Source organism: Enterococcus columbae DSM 7374 = ATCC 51263, from assembly GCF_000406925.1.
GTDB lineage: Bacteria > Bacillota > Bacilli > Lactobacillales > Enterococcaceae > Enterococcus_E > Enterococcus_E columbae.
In genome coordinates this window covers 1,009,199-1,028,520 of sequence record NZ_KE136347.1, presented here as the reverse complement: position 1 = coordinate 1,028,520, position 19,322 = coordinate 1,009,199, and the positions used below count along the sequence as shown (strand labels likewise).

Genomic DNA, 19,322 nt, shown 5'->3' with positions numbered 1-19,322 from the left:
AATAAGCGAAATCGCTTTATTTTTTTAGCATTTTGCAATAAAATTATTATTGTAGTGTATATATGAACAATTGTCGGTTAGGAGGACAAATGTATGACAGATTTTGAAGTTCAATCACAAGAGACAGTTAACGAAACAATGGAGGAAGCTTTAAGCAGTGTGCAAGAAATTAATATCGGTGACATTGTAAAAGGTGAAGTTCTAGCAATCGAAGACAAGCAAGTGATTGTTGGTATTGAAGGGATTGGCATGGAAGGTGTCGTTCCTAGTAAAGAATTATCTACCATGCAAGTAGAAGATATCAATTCATTAGTTGCTGTGGGCGATATTTTAGAACTAGTTGTAATTGCTACTATTGGTAAAGATAAAGAAAATGGTAGCTACTTACTATCCAAACGTCGCTTAGATGCGAAAAAAGTATGGGAAGATATTGAAGCTAAATTCCAGGCTGGTGAGATTGTTGAAGCACCAATTACTAGTGTAGTAAAAGGTGGCGTGGTTGTTGACCTTGGCGTACGTGGTTTTGTACCAGCTTCAATGGTAGACGATCATTATGTGGATGATTTTAATACTTATAAAGGCAAGACCTTGAAATTTAAAATTATCGAAATTGAACCATCTGAAAATCGTTTAATTCTTTCACATAAAGCAGTTGTTGAAGAAGAAAAATTAAAACGTAAAGAAGAACTGATTGCTTCAATCAAAGAAGGGGACCAATTAACAGGAAAAGTTGCTCGTTTAACGAATTTTGGTGCTTTCATTGATTTAGGTGGTATTGATGGCTTAGTCCACGTATCAGAAATTGCCCATACGCATGTGGCAAAACCAAGTGATGTTTTAACTGTTGGTGATTCAGTAGATGTAGTCGTGTTAAGCATTGATCCAACAACTGAACGCATTTCCTTATCAATTAAAGATACTCAACCTGGACCATGGACAAATATTGAAGAAAAAGTTGCTGTAGGTAGTGTATTAGAAGGTACGATTAAACGTTTGACTAGCTTTGGTGCATTTGTAGAAATTTTACCTGGTGTTGAAGGACTTGTCCATATTTCACAAATTGCCCACAAGCATATCGCAACACCACATGAAGTGTTACGTGAAGGTGAAACAGTCAAAGTTAAGGTATTAGATGTTTCTCCAACAGAGCAACGTATTGCCTTAAGCATTAAAGCTTTAGAGGAAAAACCAGCAGTGGCTAAGGCTGAAGAAGCTGTTGAGGAAGAAACTTTTGAGCTACCTGAAGAATCAACTGGTTTTACAATGGGCGATATTTTAGGTGACGCATTAAAAACAGAAGAATAAGAGTTGAAAGCACTCTGCATTAGCAAAAAGCTTTAGTTTAATCAAATAGATGATTAGGCTTGGATAAAACAATTGTTCATAGTTAAAAATGGTCTATTTTTAACCTACACGATAAGATACAGCTTTGTATTGAATAATGAAAATAAAACTGGCGAAAGGTTCATCAATTCTAAAGAAGGATTTGAGCCTTTCGCTTTATTGTTGTTTCGTAAAAAAATAAGTTTGGCTTGCAAGAATGCGTAAGTTTCGGTAAACTAATCTAGATTGAGAAAATTTGTAGGAGGAGAGAATATGGCGAATCCAACGATTGCAATTGTCGGTCGACCAAATGTAGGTAAATCAACTATTTTTAACCGTATAGCTGGCGAACGTATTTCAATTGTAGAAGATACTCCTGGGGTAACTAGGGACCGTATTTATGCTAAGGGCGAATGGTTAGGACGCGAATTTAGTATTATTGATACAGGTGGAATTGATTTAGGTGACGAGCCCTTTATGGAACAAATTAAACATCAAGCTGAAATTGCTATTGAAGAAGCGGATGTAATTATTTTTATTTCAAGTGTTCGAGAAGGGATTACCGATGCCGATGAATTGGTTGCTCGTTTGCTGTATAAGAGTAATAAACCCGTCATTCTAGCTGTAAATAAGGTGGATAATCCTGAGCTTCGTAATGATATTTTTGAATTTTATTCATTAGGCTTAGGTGACCCCTATCCGATTTCGGGTAGTCATGGTCTAGGTATTGGCGATGTTTTAGATCAGGCTGTCAAATACTTTTCAACTGAAGCAGAGGATGAAGAAGATGATGTGATTAAATTTAGTTTAATCGGTCGTCCAAATGTAGGCAAATCATCTTTAATTAATGCGATTTTAGGTGAAGAGCGTGTGATTGTATCCGATGTGGAAGGAACCACGCGAGATGCGATTGATACGCACTTTGTTGGTGAAAATGGTCAAAAATTTACAATGATTGATACTGCCGGTATGCGTAAACGTGGAAAGGTATATGAATCGACCGAAAAATATAGTGTGATGCGTGCAATGCGAGCGATTGATCGTTCAGATGTCGTTTTACTGGTTTTAAATGCCGATGAAGGAATTCGTGAACAAGATAAACGAGTAGCTGGCTTTGCTCATGAGGCCGGTAAGGGGATGATTATTGTAGTAAATAAATGGGATTTGGTTGAAAAAGATACCCATACAATGCGTAATTTTGAATTAGAAATTAGAGAAGAATTTCAATATTTAGATTATGCGCCATTAATTTTTGTCTCAGCCAAAACCAAACAACGTCTTGATAAGCTACCAACAATGATTGAAGAGGTTAGTCAAAATCAAAATCTCCGTGTACCATCAGCAGTATTAAATGATATTATCATGGATGCGGTAGCGATTAATCCAACACCAACGGACAAAGGCAAGCGCTTGAAGATCTTTTATGCAACCCAGGTTAGCGTGAAACCACCAACCTTTGTTGTATTTGTTAATGAAGAAGAATTGATGCATTTTTCTTATGCCCGCTTTTTAGAGAACCAAATTCGTAAAGCTTTTACCTTTGAAGGAACGCCGATTCGAATTATTGCAAGAAAAAGAAAATAACAAGTCGTGTTTTCAGTAATTTTCTAGTTTGTAATCAAAATGAAACATAGCTTAAGGGAAAAAGCTTGAAAAATCCTTGATATTATAGGCTTCTTATGATAACTTAGTATCAGGATATTGATACATGATTCAATATTACACACTAGCCTTGGACCACTCAAGGATGGTGACTGATGGAAAACATCACATCAAATATCAGGAGGTGAATCATCCATGGCAAATAAAGCAGAATTAATCGAAAAAGTTGCAGCGGCTACAGAATTATCTAAAAAAGACGCTACTGCTGCAGTAGACGCTGTTTTTGCAGCAATTCAAGACGCTTTAGCTAACGGTGAAAAAGTTCAATTAATCGGTTTTGGTAACTTTGAAGTTCGCTCTCGTGCAGAACGTAAAGGTCGTAACCCACAAACTAACGAAGAAATTATCATTCCAGCAAGCAAAGTGCCTGCTTTCAAACCAGGTAAAGCTTTGAAGGAAGCCGTTAAATAAGGTTACTTGTAGGAGCTCTCGGTATTACCGAGAGCTCTTTTTTTATATATCCAACAGCTTCCTAGATTGGTGAAAATGTAAGTGATTTTCTCCAATGGAAAAATCAGCAAGAGATTGTGCAGGTTGCATTAAAACGACAAATTTTTCAATCTAAAATATAAATAATGAAATTTATTTAGGATATTTTTTTAATTTCTCATTTTTTATTTTAAATTTTCATTTTGATTTAGCTAAGTCGTTGGCTAGTTTTCATTATTTACGATTGTAAAGAAGCAATAAGCTGTAAAGACAGTTGATATACTAGCTTTTTGTTGTTTAGTTAATAATATTCAGAAAATTCCATCAAATTTTTATTTTTATTAAAAAAAGTATTGACTTTTAATTAAATTAGAAGTATATTATAAAAAATTACAAAAACATCATTTGTTTGTAAGGAGACGATTCATATGCGCAAGTTGAGCAATGATTTATTATTAATTGTCATTATTACCTAGAGGACTTTGAACACGGAAATTTCCCCGAATGTTTGAGTCCTATTTGTGTTAGTGAATGGGATTCTTACCAAGCATCCCTTTCATTATGAAACGGATGCTTTTTTATGTTTTAAGCATGTTTTGCAAATTGATTAGCTACCAAAAATCCGGACTAGCGAAAATTTTCATCGCTTTCCTTTCAAGATTTTTACTGGTCAGATGGAATGATTGGCTGAGCTAGTCGTTTAAAAACATGAAAGCTATTATTAAATTGATGATTTGGAGTGAGACGATTGAGAAGTGATCAAATAAAAAAAGGTATTGATGCTGCACCAGCTAGAAGTTTATTATATGCAACTGGTCAAGTGAAAAGTGCAAAGGATATGGAAAAGCCGTTTATCGCAATTTGTAATTCCTATATTGATATTGTACCTGGCCATGTTCATTTAAGAGAATTAGCGGAAATTGCCAAAGAAGCGATTAGAGAAGCTGGCGGGATTCCATTTGAGTTTAATACAATTGGTGTCGATGATGGGATTGCCATGGGACATATCGGTATGCGCTATTCTTTACCAAGTAGAGAATTAATTGCTGATGCTGCTGAAACAGTGATTAATGCCCACTGGTTTGATGGAGTCTTTTATATTCCAAACTGTGACAAAATTACGCCGGGGATGATTATGGCAGCGATGCGTACCAATGTTCCAGCTATCTTTTGTTCTGGTGGTCCGATGAAAGCGGGAATTGATCCGCGTGGTCATCAAATGACCTTATCGACCATGTTTGAAGCCGTGGGGGCTTATAAAGCAGGGAATTTAACCAATGATGAGTTTCAATTTATGGAACAAAATGCTTGTCCAACTTGTGGCTCTTGTGCAGGGATGTTTACCGCTAACTCGATGAATTGCTTATTAGAGATTTTAGGTTTGGCTTTACCAGGTAACGGTACCACTTTAGCTGTTTCTCAAGACCGTCGCCAATTAGTTCGGCAAGCCGCCTTTCATCTAATGGATTTAGTGAAAAAACAAATCAAACCACGTGATATTGTAACCAAAGAAGCCATTGACGATGCATTTGCTTTAGATATGGCGATGGGCGGATCAACCAATACTGTATTGCATACGTTAGCCATCGCTAATGAGGCAGAAATCAATTATAACTTAGAAGATATTAATGAGATAGCTAAGCGCGTACCTTATCTATCAAAAATCGCTCCATCATCAGCTTATTCGATGCATGATGTACATGAAGCAGGTGGCGTGAGTGCCATTATTAAAGAATTAATTGATGTACCGGGAGCTATTCATCCTGACCGTATAACTGTTACCGGGAAAACTATTCGTGAAAATGTCCAAGACGCCAAAATTAACAATCCAGAAGTTATTAGAACTAAGGATAATCCGTATAGTCCAGTCGGCGGTCTATCTATTCTTTATGGGAATATTGCTCCGGATGGCTCAGTGATTAAAGTTGGTGGAGTTGATCCAGATATTCAAAGCTTTACCGGTAAGGCGATTTGCTTTAACTCTCATGATGAAGCGGTGGCAGCAATTGATAATGGAACAGTACAAAAAGGGCATGTTGTAGTGATTCGCTATGAAGGGCCAAAAGGTGGTCCAGGAATGCCGGAAATGTTAGCACCGACTTCAAGTATCGTTGGTCGTGGCTTAGGTCGTGAGGTAGCTTTAATTACAGATGGTCGTTTTTCAGGAGCGACTCGTGGGATTGCTGTTGGTCACATTTCACCAGAAGCAGCTGCTGGTGGACCGTTAGCTTTGGTTCAAGATGGGGATGAAATTACCATTGATTTAACCAATCGTACATTAAACGTATCAGTTAGTGAGGAAGAATTAGCTAAGCGAAAAGAAAATTTACCTAAATTTGAATTTAAGGTGAAAAAAGGCTGGCTAGCACGTTATACAGCGCTAGTTACTTCAGCCAATACTGGTGGTATTATGCGGATAACGGAGTAAACAAGAGAATTGAGGGGATTATATGGAAAATCAGACAAAGCTTAATGGTTCTGAGCTTTTGTTAGCAAGTTTGAAAAAAGAAAAGGTTGAGTTAATTTTTGGTTATCCTGGAGGAGCGGTTTTACCACTTTATGATGCCATGTATGATTTTGACATTCCAAATGTCTTAACACGTCATGAACAAGGAGCCGTTCATGCTGCTGAAGGCTATGCAAGAGTGACTGGTAAACCGGGTGTTGTGGTGGTGACCAGTGGCCCTGGAGCGACCAATGCGATTACTGGAATTGCAGATGCAATGAGTGATTCGCTACCTTTAGTGGTGATTACAGGCCAAGTAGGCACCAACGGAATTGGTACCGATGCTTTTCAGGAAGCGGATATTTTAGGGATTACTTTACCGATTACTAAACACAATTTTCAAGTGCGGGATATTCATGATTTACAAAGAATTGTTCATGAAGCTTTTCATATCGCTTCAACAGGCCGACCGGGGCCGGTGGTGATTGACTTACCTAAGGATATTAGCCAAGCAATGGGAGATTTTATGGAACAATTTGAAGTAAATATCCCTAGTTATCAACCCAATACTTCAGCTTCAATGTTGCAAATTGAAAAAGTAATGAAGCAATTGAAGCGTGCGAAAAAACCTTTATTACTAGTTGGCGCTGGAGTCAGTTATGCCAATGCAACCGAGGAATTACGGACGTTTGTTGATAAGTATCAAATTCCTGTAGTTGAAACCATGATGGCTTTAGGTACAGTACCAAGTAGGCATCCATTAAATCTAGGAATGGGTGGGATGCATGGAACTTATGCTGCGAATATGGCGTTATCTACCTGTGATTATTTAATCAATATTGGTTCTAGGTTTGCCGATCGTTTGGCTACTTCACCAAAAAGCTTTGCTCCCAATGCGAAGATTGCGCATATTGATATTGATCCAGCCGAAATTGGTAAGGTTATTCGCACAGATATTCCAGTCGTTGCCGATGCTAAGGATGCGTTGAAAAAAATGCTAGAGTTAGATATTCCAGCCGGGCATTATCAAGAATGGCTTGATGAATGTCATGAAAGACAAGTCAACCATCCATTGTATTATGATGAAACGACTGATGAGATTAAGCCACAAAAGGTAGTGGAAATTGTCGGTGAAATTACTGAATCGAATGCTTATGTTGTAACCGATGTTGGTCAACATCAAATGTGGGTAGCACAATTTTATCCATTTACCTTCCCAAGACAGTTAATCACTTCTGGCGGGCTGGGCACAATGGGCTATGGTATTCCAGCTGGGATTGGTGCCAAATTCGCCCATCCTAATCGTCAAGTAGTAGTCTTTGTTGGGGATGGTGGCTTCCAGATGACCAATCAAGAATTTGCTATTTTAAATGAACATCAATTAGATATTAAGTTTGTATTGATGAATAATCATGTTTTAGGCATGGTCCATCAATGGCAAGAAAAATTCCATGGTGCGAGATATTCTTCTTCAGAGTTTCATACCCAACCTGATTTTATGAAATTGGCCGAAGCTTATCATGTGAAGGGAGTGCGCTTAAGTAATCCTAAAACGATTGAGGAAGATTTGAAAGCAGCTTTTGCTCTAGAAGGACCTGTGTTAATAGAGGTTGAAATTCCAGCTGATGAGCATGTTTTACCAATGGTTGCTGCTGGGGCACCAAACCATAAAATGATTGGGGTGAAGTAAATGAGAAGAACAGTGACAGCGGTCGTTTATAATCAAGCTGGTGTGCTAAGCCGGATTACTAGTACCTTAAATCGCCGTCAAGTGAATATCGAAAGTATTTCAGTAGGGACAGTTGAAAGAAAAGATATCTCTCGTATGACCATATCGTTTAACGTAGAATCTGAAGCCGACGCCGAGCAAGTAATCAAACAGTTAAATAAACAAATTGAAGTGTTAAAAGTGACTGATTTAACGCATACCCCTCATGTTGAAAGAGAGCTTGCTTTAATTAAGGTCAATGCACCAGCTAATTTACGGTTAGAAATTCAGGCAATGGTTTCACCATTTAGAGCAGACATTGTCGATGTGGCAGCTTCTACCATTACCATTCAGGTGGTCGGCCATCCAGATAAAGTCGAAGCTTGTATTGAATTATTGAAGCCTTATGGTATTAAGAGAATGGCTAGAACAGGCGTTACCAGTTTAATTCGTGGTTAAAAGCACTATGCTTTTAATATAAAAAAAGGACTTTGAAAAAAGTTATTGGAGGAAAGAAATATGGTTCAAGTTTATTATGAAGATTCAGTTAAGGAAAATGCACTACAAGGAAAAGTGATTGCTATTGTTGGTTATGGATCACAAGGCCATGCGCATGCACAAAATTTACGCGATAACGGTAATCAAGTCATCATCGGTATTCGTGAAGGAAAATCTGCCCAAAAAGCTCGTGAAGATGGTTTTGAAGTTTTTGATGTAGCTACTGCAACGGCTAAAGCAGATGTAGTGATGATTTTAGCACCAGATGAAATTCAAGGGGCATTATACGAAAATGAAATTAAGCCAAACTTAGTTGCTGGTAATGCATTAGCTTTTGCCCATGGTTTCAATATTCACTTTGATGTAATTAATCCACCAAAAGAGGTTGATGTATTTTTAGTTGCACCAAAAGGACCAGGTCATTTAGTTCGTCGTACTTTTGTTGATGGTTTTGCGGTACCTTCTCTTTTTGCGGTCTATCAAGATGCAACAGGTAACGCTCGTGATATCGCATTATCATATGCAAAGGGCATTGGTTCTACTAGAGTGGGTGTGTTAGAGACAACCTTTAAAGAAGAAACTGAAACAGACCTATTCGGTGAACAAGCTGTGCTTTGTGGTGGTTTAACTAGTATGATTGAAGCTGGCTTTGAAACCTTAGTGGAAGCAGGATATCAACCAGAATTAGCTTACTTTGAAGTTTGCCATGAAATGAAATTGATTGTAGATTTAATCTATGAAGGTGGCTTTGATAAAATGCGTCAATCTATTTCAAATACAGCAGAATATGGTGACTATGTATCAGGACCACGCGTCATTACAGAACAAACAAAAGCGAATATGAAAGCTGTGTTAGCAGATATCCAAAATGGTTCATTTGCCAAAGGATTTGTTGAAGATAACAAAGCTGGTTTCCCTAAATTTAAAGAAATGCGAGCAACTAATGCGGGTCATCCAATTGAAGCAGTGGGCGCTAAATTACGCAAAATGATGCCGTTTGTTCAAAATCCAAATGATTAAGAAATAAGTAGGAAGTGAAGAATTTTGACCATCATAACCAAACAAGCAGTCGAGCAGGCTTATGAAGTCTTGAAAACTGCTGTTAGCCATACACCCTTACAATATGACCGTTATCTTTCTGAAAAGTATCAAGCAAATATTTATTTAAAAAGAGAAGATCTGCAAAAAGTTCGTTCCTTTAAATTAAGAGGCGCCTATTATGCGATAAAAAATCGTTCAAAAGAAGAGCTAGCCAATGGCGTTGTGTGTGCTAGTGCCGGTAATCACGCGCAAGGGGTTGCCTATACCTGTAACGAGATTAAGGTGCAAGCAGTTATCTTTATGCCGACCACTACACCGGCTCAAAAAATCTCACAAGTGTCCTTCTTTGGTGGTGATTATGTAAACATTCAGTTGGTAGGCGATACCTTCGATGCTTCAGCCAAAGCTGCCAAAGATTATGCCAAAGCTTATCAAATGGCGTTTATCGATCCGTTTGATGATGAAGATATTATTGCTGGACAAGGAACTTTAGCGCTTGAGATGATGCACGATTTAGCGCAAAAACAAGTCCAAGCTGACCTAGTGCTGGCTGCGATTGGTGGTGGTGGTCTAATTGGTGGTGTGAGTACCTATGTAAAAGCGGTCAGCCCCAAGACCAAAGTGATTGGGGTTGAACCAACTGGGGCTCCTTCCATGCAAGCAGCCCTAGCAGTCGGGCATCCGGTTCGCTTACCTAAAATTGATAAATTTGTCGATGGCGCTGCTGTACAAGAAGTCGGCCAACATACTCTTGAAATTGCTAAGCTTTTTGTCGACCAAGTGTTAAGCGTAGAAGAAGGGTTAGTCTGTTCAACGATTTTAGATCTTTATAGTAAACAAGCGATTGTTGCTGAGCCAGCTGGGGCTTTAAGTGTAGCGGCTTTAGAATTAATGAAGGATGAAATTGTTGGTCAAACGGTTATTTGTGTCATTAGTGGTGGGAATAATGACATCAATCGAATGGCTGAAATTGAGGAACGTTCATTGATTTATCAGGGCTTAATTAATTATTTTGTCGTGAATTTTCCTCAACGTCCCGGTGCCTTAAAAGAATTTGTTACTGAAGTGCTTGGACCAAATGATGATATTACTTTGTTTGAATATACCAAAAAAGTCAATCGTGGAACAGGACCGGTAGTTTTGGGCTTGCTTTCAAAAGATAAAGCGGATGTACCAGTATTACTAGAGCGAATGACGCAATTTGATCCAAATTATATTCAGCTAAGTGAACATCCTACTTTGTATAGTTTATTAGTTTAAAACAGAAGTGATTATTTGCTTTTGCATGAACCATCCAAGTTAGCTGACTTTTGGTTCGTCTACTCAAAAGTGAATAATCACTTTATTCATTTCACTAACCGACTGAATCTATGGTATAATAAGCTGATTTAAGTGCTAATGGAGGAATTATGATGTCGTTTAGTGAGAAAATGTTACAATCATTGGCGGATGGAGATATTGATGGTGCAGATTTATTTTTACAGCAAGCACTTATCCACGATGATTTGGCTATTTTATTAGAGTTAGGTGAAATATTAATCGAACGTGGTTTTTTAATTGAAGCCAAAGAAGTATTTTTACATCTACAAGAAAATGGGAATGAAGAAGCGGATTTAGTGCAAATTTATTTAGCAGAAATTGCGATTGAAGAAGAGGACTTTGAAACAGCCTTTTCTTTATTAGATGAAATTAAAGAAAACAGTCCCTATTATCCAAGAGCACTTTTTGAAATGGCTAATGCGTACCAAATGATTGGCTTTTTAGAAGTTAGTTTAGCTAAGCTACAAACCTTACTTTCGTTATTACCCGATGATCCAACGGTGCAATTTGCTTATGCAGAAATAGCTTTATTAGCAGAGCGTGATGCTTTAGCGCAAAATATGTACGAACTATTGCTTGCAGCTGGTTATAAAGAATATAGCAATGTTTCGATCATTGCCCGTCTAGCACTAACTTTAGCCAATCAAGGAAAATTTGAAGAAGCGGTTACTTATTATCAACAAGCCTATCAACAAAAGAAAAGTGTGGATGTCTTATTGCATTTAGCTAGACTATATGTGCAGTTAAAAGAAAACCAATCAGCTATTCCATATTATGAAGAATTACTTGAGTTAGATCCTAGTCAAACAGAACCATTTATCGAATTAGCTGATGTTTATATTCAAGAACAACAACCACTGAAAGCACGTGATCGACTGTTGCAAGCCATTAAAGAAAATCCTTATTATGTTTATTTCTACTTACATTTAGCTGAGGTCTATCAGCAGTTAGAAGATTATGAAAAGGCCAAGGATTATTTAGAACAAGCATTGAATTTAGGTGAGGAAGACGACCAAGTGCTTGTTGCATTAACTAAAAATAGCTTCTATTTAGCGGATTATGAACAAGCATTAAGCTACTTTGCTGAAATTGAAAATGCCTATCAAGGTGATTTATTATGGATAGTGGCCCAATGCTATAATCAATTAGAAGAATTTGAGCAAGCTAGTCGCTATTATGAAATGGCCAAAGAAGAATTGGCCGATAGTCCAGCCTTTTTAACTGACTATGCTTATTTCTTAAGAGATGAAGGTAGAATCAACGATGCGCTGACACTATTGGGTGCTTACTTGACGAATCATTCGGTGCATGATGAAAGCTTACATGCGCTTTATGATGAATTAAGTGAAAATCAGTGGTAAAATGAACTTAGCTATACAGCAAATGCTTTGATGGAAAATTAATGTGGGCTGGTTGTAAATAAAAGAGGTGGATGAGATGGATGTTACCATTGAAGGAAAAAAACAATTTTTATCTTGGTTTATTGCAAATCAAACATTTTCAAGACGTGAAGTATCTTGGCTAGTTAATTATTTGATTAGTCACGATGCTATTTTAAAGCATGCGCATATTGTCGAAAAAGTAGAACAAACACCTCGAGGATTACTGATTCAATCCTCTCAACAAGGCGAACCTAATATTTTATTTTACAAAGAAAAGCAGTGTTTTACTGATATTGATCAGATTTTTCATGAGATTCGCTTTCATTGGCAGGAGGATTTATATATTGAGTGTCGTTTTGCTGATGCTTGGCAAGAATCCTTATATTTGGGTGCCTTAGAGGATAATCCTCACGCTCCTTGGAATCAACAATTAGATAGTCAAGCAACCAAGCAGGTAGATGAATATTTTCAAGCGTTAGAAAAACAAAACCAAAAGAATCAGCTGATTGAACAAATTGATTTAGCGCTTGAAGCAGGGGATGAAGAGCAATTTGCTGAACTTTCTAAACAATTAAAACAATTGACTGAAACATTCGTATAAAAACGGCTATGTATGACTCTATGATATTTAGTGTTGTTATTCAATTGAGGACAGCACTAAATATCTTTTTTTATCATCAAAACAATAGAAAAAGACATCTGTTTCCTCTATAAATAAGTCGACCAAAACCATTAAGGAGTGAAACAAGATGTCCTTTTCACAGAATAGCAAAAAAAGGCCTCATTGTCAACAATACTAGTTGATGATGAGCCTTTTTTATTCACTAGCGTTTTTGTTTTAACAGCGTTTTTTTAGGAACCAAATAAGTAAAACCTTCTCCAATCACTTCATGAACATTGATTATTGAAATGAAGGCTTTCTCATCTACTTCATGGACTAAGCGCTTGATCACGGGTACTTCACGCACGCCTACGACCATATAGATAATGTTTTTATCTTCTCCAGAATAACCACCTTCACCTTTAAAATAGGTAATTCCGCGGTAGACATTTTCTCTTAAGGTAGCAGCAATTTCGTGGCTTTTATTAGAGACAATTAACAGACCTTTTTCAGAATAGCCACCGTTAATCACAGCATCCACTGTTCGTGAGAAAACAAAGCTAAAAATCAAAGTATAAATCATGCGATGTAAGTCGACATAGGTTAAAGAAAGGATTAAAACGATAATATCAAAACCAAACAAGGTTCGACCAATAGCAATCCCAAATTTTTTATCAAAAATCCGTGCGACAATATCACTACCACCAGTGGTTCCCCCAACTCGATAGATAATCCCACTCCCTAAGCCCATCACCGCTCCGGCTATTAAAGCAACAATTAATAAGTCGTGCTGTAAATCAATCACCAAGGGAATTCTTTGCCAAAAATCAATCCAAAAAGACACACCAAAAATCCCAATAATCGTATAAATGAGCGATTGACGGCCAAGCATTTTCCCACCAATTAAGACAATAGGGACATTTAAGATTAAGTTTGTAATGGCAGGATTGTAGTTAAATAATGCTTTTAAAATCAAGGTGATCCCTGCGATTCCACCTTCAGCCAATTTATTAGGAATATTTAGAAAGACTAAGCCAAAACTAAAAATAGCTGTTCCTAAAATAATAATAAACACATCAAAAAAGAGCTTCCATGAAACTTTCGGTGACACAAAAATCCCTCCCGTTAGATAAATTACCGACTCTCCTACTTTAGCAGATAAAATAGCAAAAAACAAATAAGAAGATGATGATAAAAAGATGTAAAACTTGTCAAAAATACATAGATCGCTATGGAAATCTTCAGACAGAATTCTATAGCTATGTTATAATGATGAGGATTATATTCAATTTATGAATAAAAGTAAGGAAGATTAGATGAAATTAACTTATTTACCAGATGAATTTAAGCGGGCCTTGCCTGTGATTAATCAGCTTGAACAAGCCGGTTTTGAAGCTTATTTTGTCGGTGGCTGTGTTCGCGATGCTATCTTAGGGTTACCGATTCACGATGTTGATATTGCGACCAGTGCTTTTCCTGCAGAGATTAAAGCCGTTTTCGATCGTACGATAGATGTGGGCATTGAACATGGTACGGTTTTGGTTTTAACCGAAGACGAAAGCTATGAAATCACTACTTTTCGTACCGAATCTACCTATCAAGATTATCGCAGACCAGATCACGTGGATTTCGTTCGTAGCTTAGAAGAAGATTTAAAAAGACGTGATTTTACGATTAACGCACTTGCTTTGGCTCATGATGGTACGGTAATTGATTTATTTGATGGATTAACCGATTTAGAAAATCGCTGTTTAAGGGCGGTTGGTCAAGCGCAAGATCGTTTTAAAGAAGATGCCTTGCGCATGATGCGTGGGTTGCGTTTTGTTTCGCAGCTTGATTTTCAATTAGAAGAAAAAACAAAGCAAGCGATTACTGCTCATGCCCACTTATTAGCTAAAATCTCAGTGGAACGTATCTGTATTGAATTTGAAAAATTATTAATTGGAAAAAATCGTTCGCAAGCTTTACTATTATTTGTGGAAACGACTTGTTTTAAATACTGTCCACAATTAGCGCAATACCAAGCACAGTTACTGGCCTTTGCCAATAATAATCGTAACGAGGTAGCTGATATGACGGTTGCCTGGGCGCTTTTATTAGCACAGCTAGGTTTTTCGTCTAAACAAGTCAAACCTTTTTTAAAAGCTTGGAAAACTTCTAATCAACTTTGTCTAGATGTTCAATTATTGCTACAAATGCTCACTATTCGTCAACAAAGAGTTTTTGAAGCGCTTGATTTATATCATTTAAATACAGCAATTGTCCCTAAACTAAGTCAACTATGTCTGCTTTATCAACTACCTGAAACAGCAGAAGTACTCTTACAACGTTATCAAGCCTTACCGATTCATCAGCTAAAGGATTTGGCCATCAATGGTCATGACTTAATGACTGCATTTCAACGTAAAGGTGGTAGCTGGCTGAAACAAGTATTAACATTGTGTGAACAAGCGGTTTTAAATGGTGAAATAGCCAATGAAAAAACGGTCCTTTTAGCCTATGCGAAAGAACAAATGAATTGTGAAAAAATAGATTAAGCGTTTTATCTGAAAAAAACAAGTAATAGAATAATGTTATAAAAATAATTGGTTTTTTAAAAGGAAAGACTAGTTGTTATTTAGAAATATAGCGATTATTTCAAGGAAGAAACTAAATTTTATTATTTTCAGCTAAAAAATATCTTGTGAAAATTGCACTTTGTTTACGTTTTTGAAATCGTATGCTAAACTTAGATATGTAGTAATGATTTTTTTAGGAGTGATACTATGGCAAGAGAAATGAAAGCATTAAAATTTTTATTCCGTAATGGCGAAACTTGGACGATTGATCGTCGCCATATCGGTGATTTATGGATTAAACAAATTACGACTAGTTACGGACGTATTAACGGCAGTGAATTTGTAGAAATTCATCCGTGTGCAGGTTTTAAAATTGAAATTTATCCCGAAGCAGACAATGTAGCAACTTCAGATATTAATTTAGGTGGCTTAGAATTAGGTATGTTCGATCGTGCAATTAAGTACGAGGACATTGAAAGAATGGAAATTATCTATCGCGCTGGCACACCAGATTTAGTATACTTCCCATATGAAGATAAAGATGGTGATGGCTTAGATAACGTCCATCAATCAACGAAAATCAGCGAAAAGAATAATTGCTTATACATTGTTATCGACCCAACTAAGACGGTTGAAGATGTTTATGGTGAAAATTTCTAGTAAAGCTAAATGCAACCAGCGGCTCAAGTCGCTGGTTTTTTTCATGGACAAAATAGGTTGGCTATTGGTACTATAAAAGCGATAGTTAATTTTTGGAGGGAATGATTTGAAAAAAAAGTATAGCTTGCTTTCGATAGTGATTGTGGTAATTTTAGCAATTGCCTCTACTTATCTAAAAAACCAGGATCAGTTGGCTAATCAGTCATCAACACAGCAACAAACTAAAATTACTCAGCAGATAAGTAAAAATATGGATAGCATTACCCAACTAGCTGATTTTGATGGCAAAAATATAGTGATAACGATTAATAATAATCAACCAACCTTTAGTGCTACTGATTTATCCTTAGCTAAAGGAAGCTGGCAACAATTTAGTGATTTAGATGCGAAAAATCGTGTGGGCCAAGCGGATGCAATGTTAGGTTATGATTTAATGCCTAAACAAAAAAGGGAAGATATTTCTCATGTATATCCAACAGGTTGGCGACAAAAGAAGATGTCAAATGGTGAATTTCTCTATAACCGTTCACATTTAATTGCGCATCAATTAACCGGAGAAAATGCGAATTGGAAAAATTTATTTACGGGTACGGAAATGATGAACCAAGAATATATGACCCAATATGAACAGCCGGTAGCCAATTATATCAAACAAACAAAACATCATGTACGCTATCAGGTCAAGCCTATTTTTGTTGGCGATGAATTAGTTTGTCGTGGAGTACAGATGCAAGCCAAAAGCATTGAAGATGACCAAATCAGTTATAATGTTTTTATCTATAATGTTGAAGAGGGCTATCGGATTAATTATCTCACCGGACAAGCAGCAAAAGCTAATTAATTACGTCAAGTAAAATTACTTAACATTTTTTTTGAAAAAGACTAGCATTCTTTAATTAAACATGGTATGATAATTCAGTCTGAGAGATTTCTTGGAGAGATCAACGTAAATTTGAGGAGGGAAAAACATGCGCGTAAACATTACTTTAGAATGTACTTCTTGTAAAGAACGTAACTACTTAACAAGCAAAAATAAACGTAACAATCCTGATCGTTTAGAAAAGCAAAAATATTGCCCACGTGAAAGAAAAGTTACTTTACACCGTGAAACAAAATAATGCGATGATTATCGTTCGTTTAAAAAAAGAGGAAATCAGTGGTGGTTTCCTCTTTTTCATTGGCAAAAGAGCTGCTATCAGTTAGAATAATATCTATATTTGATCTTTATAGCTAGGTGAGGTAGGATGGAAAAAAAGCAGATTAGACAAGCAATCTTGTCTAAGTTACAATCATTAGCTAATCGACCAGAAGAAAAATTAGCTAGAGAGACGCAATTATATCAAGAATTGTGTCAAACTAAAAGCTGGCAGCAAGCTGAATGTATCGGCATGATTCGCTCAACACCTTTAGAGGTTGCGACTTATCCTTTGTATCAATTAGCTTGGCAAGAAGGCAAAACCGTTGTTGTGCCTAAGAGTCTACCTAATAGACAATTAGCTTTTTATGCTGTAGATGAAAAAACGGAATATACGACGACAAAATTTGGGGTAGAAGAGCCACTTAGTCAGCATTTTGTCGACAAAACGAACATTCAGTTATTAATTGTACCTGGAGTGGCCTTTAAAAAAGAAGGCTATCGAATTGGTTATGGTGGGGGTTTTTATGATCGCTATTTAGCTGATTATACAGGTGAGACAATTAGTTTGGTCTTTAAAGAGCAATTAATCACGAACTGGCAGCCGCAAAGCTTTGATTTACCCGTACAACAAATAATCATTGCCTAGAAATGGAGGACGAGATGACGCCTGTAAAAAAATTTTTGAATGGGCCATATGTGACTTACAGCTTACTGACTTTGCAAATTGGTCTTTTTCTATTGAACTATTTATTTCCAAGCACTCAATATTTTGGGGTGATGAATGGACCGTTAATCGCTGTGGCTAAGCAGTATTGGCGCTTGGTTACGCCGATATTTATCCATTTTGGGTTAACCCATATTCTCTTTAACTCGGTAGTTCTTTATTATATGGGCCAACAATTAGAGGCGATTTATGGTCATGCTAGATTTTTACTGATTTATCTGCTTAGTGGGGTGATGGGGAATATTGTCAGTTTTGCCTTTAACCCAGCCTATGTTCACTCTGCTGGTGCAAGTACCGCCTTATTTGGAATGTTTGGTGCTTTTGTAGCAATGGCGATGCATTTTAAGCATTATCCGATGATGCAGTCAATGATGAAACAATATTTGCTATTAATTATCATGAATTTAGCATTAGGCTTATTCAGTAGCTCAATCGATCTATTCGGGCATATTGGCGGATTACTTGGTGGTTTTTGTTTAGGACAAGCGATTGCATTAAAACAGCAGCCGATGCTTTATAAAAAGTCTGTTCAGCTTCTTTTTGGCTTACTTTTTCTTTTTTTATGCATAATTTGTCTATTCTACGGTTTTAAAAAGTACCAAATACTAGTATAATACTTAGGAAGTGTTTTTTTTATGAAAACTTTGTACGATGTTCAACAATTGCTTAAACAATTCGGTATCTATGTTTATGTCGGTAAAAGAATCTATGATATCGAATTGATGAGTATGGAGGTCAAGCAATTATATGAAGGCCAGCTAATTGATAAAGCAACCTATTTAAATGCTTGGGCAATTTTAAAAAGAGAGCATCATATTGAGGAAAGTAGAGGAGATGAATGGCGATGGCTAAAAAAATCATAGGTATCGACTTAGGAGGAACAACGGTTAAGTTTGCTATCTTAACTTTAGATGGAGAAATTCAACAAAAATGGAGTATTCCGACTAATATTTTAGATGAAGGTAGTCATATCGTTCCAGATATTATTGAATCAATCAATCATCATTTGTCACTTTATCAATTAAGCGCAGATGATTTTATCGGTATTGGTATGGGAACACCGGGTAGTGTAGATCGCATAGCAGGCACAGTAATTGGTGCGTATAATTTAAATTGGAAAACTTTGCAACCGGTTCGCGAGCAGATTGAAAAAGGAACAGGTATTCGTTTTACCTTAGATAATGATGCGAATGTAGCAGCACTAGGTGAAAGATGGCAAGGTGCAGGTGAAAATAATCCTGACGTTGTTTTCGTTACTTTAGGCACTGGCGTTGGTGGTGGTGTCATTATGGAAGGCCAATTGCTCCATGGAAAAGCTGGTTGCGCCGGTGAAATTGGTCATATCACAGTAGATCCACATGGCTTTGAATGTACTTGTGGTAAAAAAGGTTGTCTAGAAACTGTTTCTTCAGCAACTGGTGTAGTCCGTGTGGCTCGTAAATTAGCTGAGGAATATGCAGGTGATTCTGAATTGAAGCGTCGTTTAGATGACGGTCAAGATATTACAAGTAAGGATGTTTTTGAATTAGCCAATCTAAATGATCCGCTAGCTTTAAAAGTAGTTGATCAAGTCTGTATGTATCTTGGCTTGGCTTTAGGTAATATTGGTAATACCTTAAATCCTGCAAGTATTGTTATTGGTGGTGGTGTGTCTGCGGCTGGTGAGTTTTTAAGAAGTCGAGTGGAAAAATACTTTAACGAATATACTTTCCCACAAGTTCGTCAAAGTACGGTTATCCGCTTAGCCGAATTAGGAAATGATGCTGGAGTAATTGGCGCAGCCTCTCTAGCCCTACAATTTTTAGATTAGTTACAAAGAAAGGAATTTATCA

At 36.9% G+C, this 19,322-nt stretch carries 19 protein-coding genes; 18 read left to right on the top strand and 1 reads right to left on the bottom strand.

What is annotated here, in order from left to right; genetic code table 11:
• Nucleotides 1-93: 93 nt before the first annotated feature.
• From rpsA to RK02_RS04715, 10 genes are all read left to right on the top strand, one after another.
• Nucleotides 94-1,305 carry a 30S ribosomal protein S1 gene (rpsA, locus tag RK02_RS04760; RefSeq protein WP_016183125.1) on the top strand — a complete coding sequence of 404 codons (1,212 nt, stop codon included), beginning with the start codon at nt 94-96 and terminating at the stop codon, nt 1,303-1,305.
• A 291-nt stretch (nt 1,306-1,596) separates the two neighbouring features.
• Nucleotides 1,597-2,907 (top strand): ribosome biogenesis GTPase Der, encoded by a 1,311-nt coding sequence (gene der, locus RK02_RS04755; protein ID WP_016183124.1) that lies wholly within the window; start codon nt 1,597-1,599, stop codon nt 2,905-2,907.
• A gap of 213 nt (nt 2,908-3,120) precedes the next feature.
• Nucleotides 3,121-3,396, top strand: coding sequence for an HU family DNA-binding protein (locus RK02_RS04750; RefSeq protein WP_016183123.1), 276 nt, complete (start codon nt 3,121-3,123; stop codon nt 3,394-3,396).
• A 766-nt stretch (nt 3,397-4,162) separates the two neighbouring features.
• A complete protein-coding gene (ilvD, locus tag RK02_RS04745; RefSeq protein WP_016183122.1) occupies nt 4,163-5,842 on the top strand; it encodes a dihydroxy-acid dehydratase in 1,680 nt (559 codons plus the stop codon).
• 22 nt (nt 5,843-5,864) lie between these two features.
• Nucleotides 5,865-7,550, top strand: coding sequence for a biosynthetic-type acetolactate synthase large subunit (ilvB, locus tag RK02_RS04740; RefSeq protein WP_016183121.1), 1,686 nt, complete (start codon nt 5,865-5,867; stop codon nt 7,548-7,550).
• Nucleotides 7,551-8,027: an acetolactate synthase small subunit gene (ilvN, locus tag RK02_RS04735; protein ID WP_018451669.1), complete on the top strand. Its 477-nt coding sequence runs from the start codon at nt 7,551-7,553 to the stop codon at nt 8,025-8,027. It abuts the gene before it with no gap.
• Nucleotides 8,028-8,087: 60 nt separating this feature from the next.
• Nucleotides 8,088-9,086: a ketol-acid reductoisomerase gene (ilvC, locus tag RK02_RS04730; RefSeq protein ID WP_016183119.1), complete on the top strand. Its 999-nt coding sequence runs from the start codon at nt 8,088-8,090 to the stop codon at nt 9,084-9,086.
• A 24-nt stretch (nt 9,087-9,110) separates the two neighbouring features.
• On the top strand, nt 9,111-10,367 hold the full coding sequence (ilvA, locus tag RK02_RS04725) for a threonine ammonia-lyase IlvA (protein WP_016183118.1): 1,257 nt from the start codon (nt 9,111-9,113) through the stop codon (nt 10,365-10,367).
• 152 nt (nt 10,368-10,519) lie between these two features.
• Entirely contained in the window at nt 10,520-11,788 is a 1,269-nt protein-coding gene (locus RK02_RS04720) for a tetratricopeptide repeat protein (RefSeq protein ID WP_016183117.1), read from the top strand.
• Between the two features lie 76 nt (nt 11,789-11,864).
• Complete coding sequence (locus tag RK02_RS04715) at nt 11,865-12,410, top strand: ReoY family proteolytic degradation factor (protein WP_016183116.1); 546 nt, start codon at nt 11,865-11,867, stop codon at nt 12,408-12,410.
• Between the two features lie 223 nt (nt 12,411-12,633).
• Here the strand turns inward: RK02_RS04715 and RK02_RS04710 are convergent, their stop codons facing one another.
• Nucleotides 12,634-13,521 carry a YitT family protein gene (locus tag RK02_RS04710; RefSeq protein ID WP_016183115.1) on the bottom strand — a complete coding sequence of 296 codons (888 nt, stop codon included), beginning with the start codon at nt 13,519-13,521 and terminating at the stop codon, nt 12,634-12,636.
• A gap of 205 nt (nt 13,522-13,726) precedes the next feature.
• Between RK02_RS04710 and RK02_RS04705 the strand changes: the two genes are divergently transcribed.
• From RK02_RS04705 to RK02_RS04670, 8 genes are all read left to right on the top strand, one after another.
• Nucleotides 13,727-14,947, top strand: a complete 1,221-nt coding sequence (locus RK02_RS04705) for a CCA tRNA nucleotidyltransferase (protein ID WP_016183114.1) — start codon at nt 13,727-13,729, stop codon at nt 14,945-14,947.
• Nucleotides 14,948-15,175: 228 nt separating this feature from the next.
• Entirely contained in the window at nt 15,176-15,628 is a 453-nt protein-coding gene (locus tag RK02_RS04700) for a hypothetical protein (RefSeq protein WP_016183113.1), read from the top strand.
• A 106-nt stretch (nt 15,629-15,734) separates the two neighbouring features.
• Entirely contained in the window at nt 15,735-16,469 is a 735-nt protein-coding gene (locus RK02_RS04695; RefSeq protein WP_016183112.1) for a DNA/RNA non-specific endonuclease, read from the top strand.
• A gap of 127 nt (nt 16,470-16,596) precedes the next feature.
• The gene (gene rpmG / locus RK02_RS04690) at nt 16,597-16,746 is read left to right on the top strand and encodes a 50S ribosomal protein L33 (protein WP_002296119.1); all 150 of its coding nucleotides are present in this window, start codon (nt 16,597-16,599) and stop codon (nt 16,744-16,746) included.
• Between the two features lie 126 nt (nt 16,747-16,872).
• A complete protein-coding gene (locus RK02_RS04685) occupies nt 16,873-17,412 on the top strand; it encodes a 5-formyltetrahydrofolate cyclo-ligase (RefSeq protein WP_016183111.1) in 540 nt (179 codons plus the stop codon).
• A 14-nt stretch (nt 17,413-17,426) separates the two neighbouring features.
• Nucleotides 17,427-18,104, top strand: coding sequence for a rhomboid family intramembrane serine protease (locus RK02_RS04680; RefSeq protein ID WP_016183110.1), 678 nt, complete (start codon nt 17,427-17,429; stop codon nt 18,102-18,104).
• Nucleotides 18,105-18,125: 21 nt separating this feature from the next.
• A complete protein-coding gene (locus RK02_RS04675; RefSeq protein ID WP_016183109.1) occupies nt 18,126-18,353 on the top strand; it encodes a YqgQ family protein in 228 nt (75 codons plus the stop codon).
• Nucleotides 18,335-19,300 (top strand): ROK family glucokinase, encoded by a 966-nt coding sequence (locus RK02_RS04670; RefSeq protein WP_016183108.1) that lies wholly within the window; start codon nt 18,335-18,337, stop codon nt 19,298-19,300. Before RK02_RS04675 ends, RK02_RS04670 begins: the two co-directional genes overlap by 19 nt.
• The last annotated feature ends 22 nt before the right edge of the window (nt 19,301-19,322 follow it).

Coding starts and splice junctions, on each gene's coding strand:
- RK02_RS04720 (WP_016183117.1), top strand. CDS start 10,520: ATGTCGTTTAGTGAGAAAATGTTACAATCATTGGCGGATGGAGATATT.
- RK02_RS04670 (WP_016183108.1), top strand. CDS start 18,335: ATGGCTAAAAAAATCATAGGTATCGACTTAGGAGGAACAACGGTTAAG.
- RK02_RS04675 (WP_016183109.1), top strand. CDS start 18,126: ATGAAAACTTTGTACGATGTTCAACAATTGCTTAAACAATTCGGTATC.
- RK02_RS04750 (WP_016183123.1), top strand. CDS start 3,121: ATGGCAAATAAAGCAGAATTAATCGAAAAAGTTGCAGCGGCTACAGAA.
- RK02_RS04715 (WP_016183116.1), top strand. CDS start 11,865: ATGGATGTTACCATTGAAGGAAAAAAACAATTTTTATCTTGGTTTATT.
- ilvC (WP_016183119.1), top strand. CDS start 8,088: ATGGTTCAAGTTTATTATGAAGATTCAGTTAAGGAAAATGCACTACAA.
- der (WP_016183124.1), top strand. CDS start 1,597: ATGGCGAATCCAACGATTGCAATTGTCGGTCGACCAAATGTAGGTAAA.
- ilvB (WP_016183121.1), top strand. CDS start 5,865: ATGGAAAATCAGACAAAGCTTAATGGTTCTGAGCTTTTGTTAGCAAGT.
- RK02_RS04705 (WP_016183114.1), top strand. CDS start 13,727: ATGAAATTAACTTATTTACCAGATGAATTTAAGCGGGCCTTGCCTGTG.
- RK02_RS04685 (WP_016183111.1), top strand. CDS start 16,873: ATGGAAAAAAAGCAGATTAGACAAGCAATCTTGTCTAAGTTACAATCA.
- rpmG (WP_002296119.1), top strand. CDS start 16,597: ATGCGCGTAAACATTACTTTAGAATGTACTTCTTGTAAAGAACGTAAC.
- RK02_RS04700 (WP_016183113.1), top strand. CDS start 15,176: ATGGCAAGAGAAATGAAAGCATTAAAATTTTTATTCCGTAATGGCGAA.
- ilvN (WP_018451669.1), top strand. CDS start 7,551: ATGAGAAGAACAGTGACAGCGGTCGTTTATAATCAAGCTGGTGTGCTA.
- rpsA (WP_016183125.1), top strand. CDS start 94: ATGACAGATTTTGAAGTTCAATCACAAGAGACAGTTAACGAAACAATG.
- RK02_RS04680 (WP_016183110.1), top strand. CDS start 17,427: ATGACGCCTGTAAAAAAATTTTTGAATGGGCCATATGTGACTTACAGC.